A 5,184-nucleotide genomic window follows, 5' to 3' on the forward strand; every position below is an offset into this window, starting at 1 on the left:
TTTCCTCGGGTTCCGGCGACCTGAGCACGAAGCCCGCTGGAGAAAAGTGCAGGTCAAGTCGATGCCAGCGCACTGTATCGGATGCGACAGGTGTCGCGCAAGATCGGCTTCGAAGTCGCCGAAACGATCTCGTCTCCTCCGGCGATCTGCATGATGTTGTGGATGCTCACCCATGAAACTTATTGACAGAGAAGGAATCCTGTTGGCGACAGCGGCTCACGGAAATGCTCATCGCAGCCTGCTCGACGATGCGATCCCCGACATCGAGCGACTGATCGACTTCCATGTGAAGGAGACCGGCTCGGCTCGGGGGCGCCGCCGTCCGGATATCCAGGTCATCAGTCGGTCTGCTGTGGTGATGATCTGTGCGTCATGGGAGGCGTTCTGCGAGGATCTCGCGGCGGAGGCACTCATTCATCTGGCTGACCATGCCGCTGAGTCGAGTGATCTGCCGAAGGAGATTCAAAAGACGGTGAAGAAGGTGCTGCTCGACGAGAAGAACGAACTCGCTATCTGGAAGATCGCGGGCGACGGATGGCGGACGGTTCTTCGAGACCGAGCCGCGCTGTTGTCGAGCGATGCAGATCGGAGTCTGAACACTCCGAAACCAGGGCAGGTCAAAGAGTATTTCCTCAAGAACGTCGGAATGAACGACCTCACCGCGTCGTGGAAGTGGACGAAGACCTCGCAAGCGGCAGCGACGAAGCGGTTGGAGACATTCGTAACCCTCCGTGGGTCCATCGCTCATCGAGGATCGCCAACCGGTGGCGTGCTGAAGAAGCACGCCACCGACGGGCTGAATCTTGTTACTCGCCTGGCCGAGGCGAGCGCGTCAGCAGTCAGCAAGCACCTCGAGGATCACACGGGTCAGGGCCTTCCGACTTTGGAGGAGTCTTCGTAGGTCACCTAGGGTGCTTGATTGCGTTGAGCCGGGTCATCAGCTCCCGGTTGGCGTCGCGGGCGGCGTCGAGTTCGTCCTGCCGCTCGGCAAGTTCATCTCGCAGATCGATGTTGATCTGCTCGAGTTCTGTGATGCGGCGCTGGAGGGTTTCGATGTCGGTCGGTGCGCCGAGTCCTGATGTCCGCCAGACGTCTTCGCCGAGTGTTTCGGAGAGCCGCCGTTCGAGGTTACTGATGGTTTGGGCCATGCGGGCGTTGCGGGCCTGGAGGTTGACCAGATCGGCCAGCAACGACTCGCGGCTGACCGCCGGATGACCCGTCGGAGTCGACGGTGGTTTGGCCGCTTCGGCGAGGACTGTCGCGTGCAGGTCGGCATGCCGATAGACGAATGTGCGATGGACCCCGGCGGCCCGAGCGATCCCGGAGACCGTGATGGCCTCACCTGAGCTGCGGGCCGCGTTGATGGCTTTGAGGACTGCCTGGCGGCGGCGGGAGCTGTCGTGAGCTCGGGCGCGGGTCAGGGGATCGGTGTTTCCCGTGGTCATGCTATTTCTCCGGGTTGGTCGGGGCGTGGCGGGGAGACGCGCGGTGTCCCCAGGTTCACGGTGCGGCGAGTCTTGCGGATGACTTTGACGGCGTCGTTGATTTGATCGCGTTCGTCGGTCGTCAGGTCGTCGAGGTCGTGTTCGACGCGGCGGACGAGTTGGCGAACCTTCTGGATCTCAGCTTCGGACGGGACCGCTTCGGAGCGGGCCCACTGATCCAATTCGCTCGTGGCGAGGACGCGTTCACGGTCCCGCAGCAGGTCTTGCAGATAGGCCCGCAGGTCCGGGAGATAGGAAGCATCGGTGCGGAAGTGGCCGCAGCCGACGCATCGGAATCGGAACGGACAGTCGTGCCCGCCGGCCTGAACGTTGGTCGGCTCGGTGCAGATGCCATAGGGAACGGCGACCTGGCCGATCTGCATGCGTGCGCGCTCGTCGTCGAGCAAGGCTTCGGCCTGACGCCAGATCCGGTTGCCGTGCCGGTCGAATTGGAACGTGCTGACTCGGTCGATCGCCTCGCGAGTCCGCTTCTCGGTGACCCGGTAATAGATCTCAGTGGTCGCAGTTGAGTTGTGTCCCATAAGATCTCGCAACACATCGAGCGGAACTCCGGCGTCGGCGTGGCGTTGTGCGTAGGAATGCCGATAGGCGTAGGGCACCAGATCATCGGGTTTGTCGATCACGATGCCGCCGGGCAACTCGATCGGCAGCAAAGCGTGGATCCAGATCCGGTGCGCCGAACCGAAGCTCGGCTGGGGTATGGGTCGTTGGCCGCGCGGGTTCCTCAGTGTTGAAGGCAGCAGTGGCAGCGTGCCGCGGTCGGCCTTCGGATAGCGAGCGATCACAACGTTGCGCTGCGCCTCGATCACCGCCGCGGTGCCGTCTGTGATCGGCAGCCGCCGATTTTTGCGGTGTAGTTTGAAGTCCTCGAAGACCAGGACGTACTTGCCGTCGCGGTCTCGGTCGAGGCAGTCCAGCGGCAGGTTGAGGATCTCATCCGGGCGTCGCCCGGTGTCCATCATCAGCTCGGTCGCGACGCGGATCTCCCGGCTGGACCGTTCTTCGAGGGTCGGCAGCGCTGAATAGAGGTGCCGCATCACGGGATCGGGCAGGGCGCGGCCGGGGCTGTCGTCGTCGGCTTCCTGTGGGACGTCCCCACGACGCAGGGCGAAGTCCTCCGGAATCCCGGCCGCCGACCGGCCGGGCTGGGTCAATCCCAGGGCCCTGACGTCGCGCAGGATGCGTGCGGTGTCGCGGGTCAGCCGGACCCGCCAGGATCTGCTCATCGTGCCGCTGGTTTCCAGGTATGCCATGCGGTTGAGGTAGCCGACGATGTCGGTGCGGGTCAGCAGTCCTGGTGCCTCGCCGTGGTCTGCGCGCTGCAAGTGCAAGCTGTCGGAGAGAAATCGCATCGCTTTCACCTTCGATGCGACGACGGCGGCGGCGGCCTTTCCTCGGTGGGTGGGCAGTTCCTCGAATGCCCATTCCTTGAGTGACTCCCGCATCCATCGTTGCCGGATGCCGGTGAAATTGATCGTTCCTCGATGGCCGAAAACCGTTGCGTCCCAAATATCTTTGTGCCGTTCTTCCTCTGGTGTCGAAGCTGCCCGGCGCAGATGGCCGATGAGGGACCGCCGCAGGGCGGCCACGTTCTGTTCGTGGTCCATGCCGTCGAGATCGACGATCGAGGCAACCTGTTGGGCCCGGAGCCTGTAGGTGAAGAATCGCAGGATCCGCAACGGTGTCTTCGTGCCAGTCGCCGACCGCAGCTGCAGACCGAGCAGCAGCTCCGCGACCACCAGATCGGGCAGGCCGCGCAAGCTGACCTGACCGCGTTCCACTACGGCGCCTTCTGCCCGGCACCAGGTTTCGAGGTCGGGTGGATTCACGCTCTTCTTCGCCAGAATCGCCCACTTCATGCCATGGGACCGACACATTCTCAGCGGACCGGCCGAGTCGCGTTGCCGAGGACACGCGACGACCCGGCAAGGACCGAATGACGGCAATGCGACAACCAGGGGCGATGACAAGAACGTCTCCATCGACACCTTCATCTGGCGCGTTCGCTGCCAGTTGTGGGCCCGGCAGAGCTGCTTGATGGTGCTCAATGCCGGTCGCGGACAGTCGATGACGGCGCAGCGGCCTTCGCCGATCATCCGGCCGGTGCGGCCGATCTTCCAGAACTCCTCGATAGTCATCGGCTCCTCGAGCGCTTTCCAGCGCAGGTGGCAATGAGGGCAAAGACCGTGGACGCGGGCAGCGACAACATCGCAGCCGGTCACATGGCAGATCGCGTAGCCCAGTGCCGGATGGTCCGGAGGGATCATCAGCACTCCGTTGTCCGGACTCCAGCCGACGGATTCCAGGAACTCCGGATCCAGCGCCGCCTGATAACGCTCCCGCAGATCGCCGCCATCCTGGCTCGGGATCGCGAGCAGTCTCGCCACGCCGCTCACCGAGCGCCCCCAACTGGCTCGCGCAGCGCAGCGACCCGCTCGACCGCGGCGCGCTGGCGCCCGAAGTCGGGATGGATGTAAACCTGGGTCGAACTGGGTGAGCGATGCCCCAGTAGTTGCTGCACCTCGTCGACTGCGCCGCCGGCATCGAGCACGTTGCTGGCGAACGCGTGCCGCAGCATGTGCGGTGAGACCGCTCGCCCGACGCCCGCGCGCCGTGCGAGCCTGTCCAGCAGCTCGTTCAACGCGCCGGGCGTCATCGGCTCACCCAGCCGACCGCGAGCGATGTTGACCAACACGTAGTCGCTGTCGACGGGCAAAGATCGGCCCTGCCTTTCCCAGCACCACTGGTCATAGGCCTGCACCACCAGCCAATCCGCCGGAACGCATCGACAGTGGCGGGATTTGGCCCAGGCTTGATTGGAGTTCGGCCGCCGAACAACATGCAGATGCGGTCCCGTCACCGCGCAACCCAGCGCGGTCGCCTCGACAACGAAGTGCAGGTCCTCACGTCGCAGCCCGGCCGCTTCGCTGCGCCGCAACCCGGACCGACCCAGCAACATCAGGATGAAACGGTCTCGGGCCAACCGGCAGGCGCGCAGCAAAGCCACCGCCTCCTCGTCGCTGGCCCTGTCCACCGTCGTGTCCGGCTCGCTGAGCCGATGACGAGCCTTCGCCCGCGGCAGCACCGCCATTCCCTCGCCCCGCAATTCGGCGGGCAGATCAAGAGTGCTGCCCAACTCGTAGATCTGGGCCATCACTTCCGGCCTGGCTTCTCCCGCCGTCACCGCGAACGCCAGCAGACCACGCACGGCGGTCAAGATCGCGTTGACCCGCCGCTCCCCACGGACCGGCTCACGCCCTGGTCCGATCAGCACACTGGCCGACCTCGAATCCGGGGTGTATCGCAGCCACAGGATGAACGACCCCAGCGCGGCACCAGCCTCTCGCCACTCACGGCCGGTCAGTTGGCACCAGTTCAGGAACAACACCAGCGAACTCGCGTAGGCAGCAGTAGTCCCCTCCGCACAGTCCTGCCCAAATCTCAAGTGCCGCAGAAACTCGTCGACACAACCAACAACCCGCAACTCATCATCGAGCACCGTCCAGTACCGATCCCCGGACGGCAACCGCACCTCGAACCGCCGCAACCGACGTACCCTCCACACCCGTAGGACTTCCGACGTGAACGACGTACACGACAGGCCTACGAATGATGTCGCGCACGAAGCCACCGACTCTTCCACGCGACAGTCCGCTACACCCCAGAGAGCCCGAGGAAA

4 protein-coding genes are annotated in these 5,184 nt (G+C 64.2%); 1 reads left to right on the forward strand and 3 read right to left on the reverse strand.

The features are described from left to right. Positions 1-172 precede the first annotated feature (172 nt). The gene (locus ON27_RS29820) at positions 173-901 is read left to right on the forward strand and encodes a HEPN domain-containing protein (RefSeq protein WP_157227408.1); all 729 of its coding nucleotides are present in this window, start codon (positions 173-175) and stop codon (positions 899-901) included. Position 902: 1 nt separating this feature from the next. Here the strand turns inward: ON27_RS29820 and ON27_RS29825 are convergent, their stop codons facing one another. From ON27_RS29825 to ON27_RS29835, 3 genes are read right to left on the reverse strand one after another with little or no spacing between them, the layout of a single operon-like run. Continuing rightward, positions 903-1,445 (reverse strand): DUF6262 family protein, encoded by a 543-nt coding sequence (locus ON27_RS29825; protein ID WP_043735107.1) that lies wholly within the window; start codon positions 1,443-1,445, stop codon positions 903-905. Beyond that, a complete protein-coding gene (locus ON27_RS44985) occupies positions 1,442-3,892 on the reverse strand; it encodes a tyrosine-type recombinase/integrase (RefSeq protein WP_245560299.1) in 2,451 nt (816 codons plus the stop codon). Before ON27_RS44985 ends, ON27_RS29825 begins: the two co-directional genes overlap by 4 nt. A 5-nt stretch (positions 3,893-3,897) precedes the next feature. After that, positions 3,898-5,052, reverse strand: coding sequence for a tyrosine-type recombinase/integrase (locus ON27_RS29835; protein WP_169334543.1), 1,155 nt, complete (start codon positions 5,050-5,052; stop codon positions 3,898-3,900). Between the last annotated feature and the right edge of the window lie 132 nt (positions 5,053-5,184).

Source organism: Nocardia asiatica NBRC 100129 (assembly GCF_000308415.1).
GTDB lineage: Bacteria > Actinomycetota > Actinomycetes > Mycobacteriales > Mycobacteriaceae > Nocardia > Nocardia asiatica.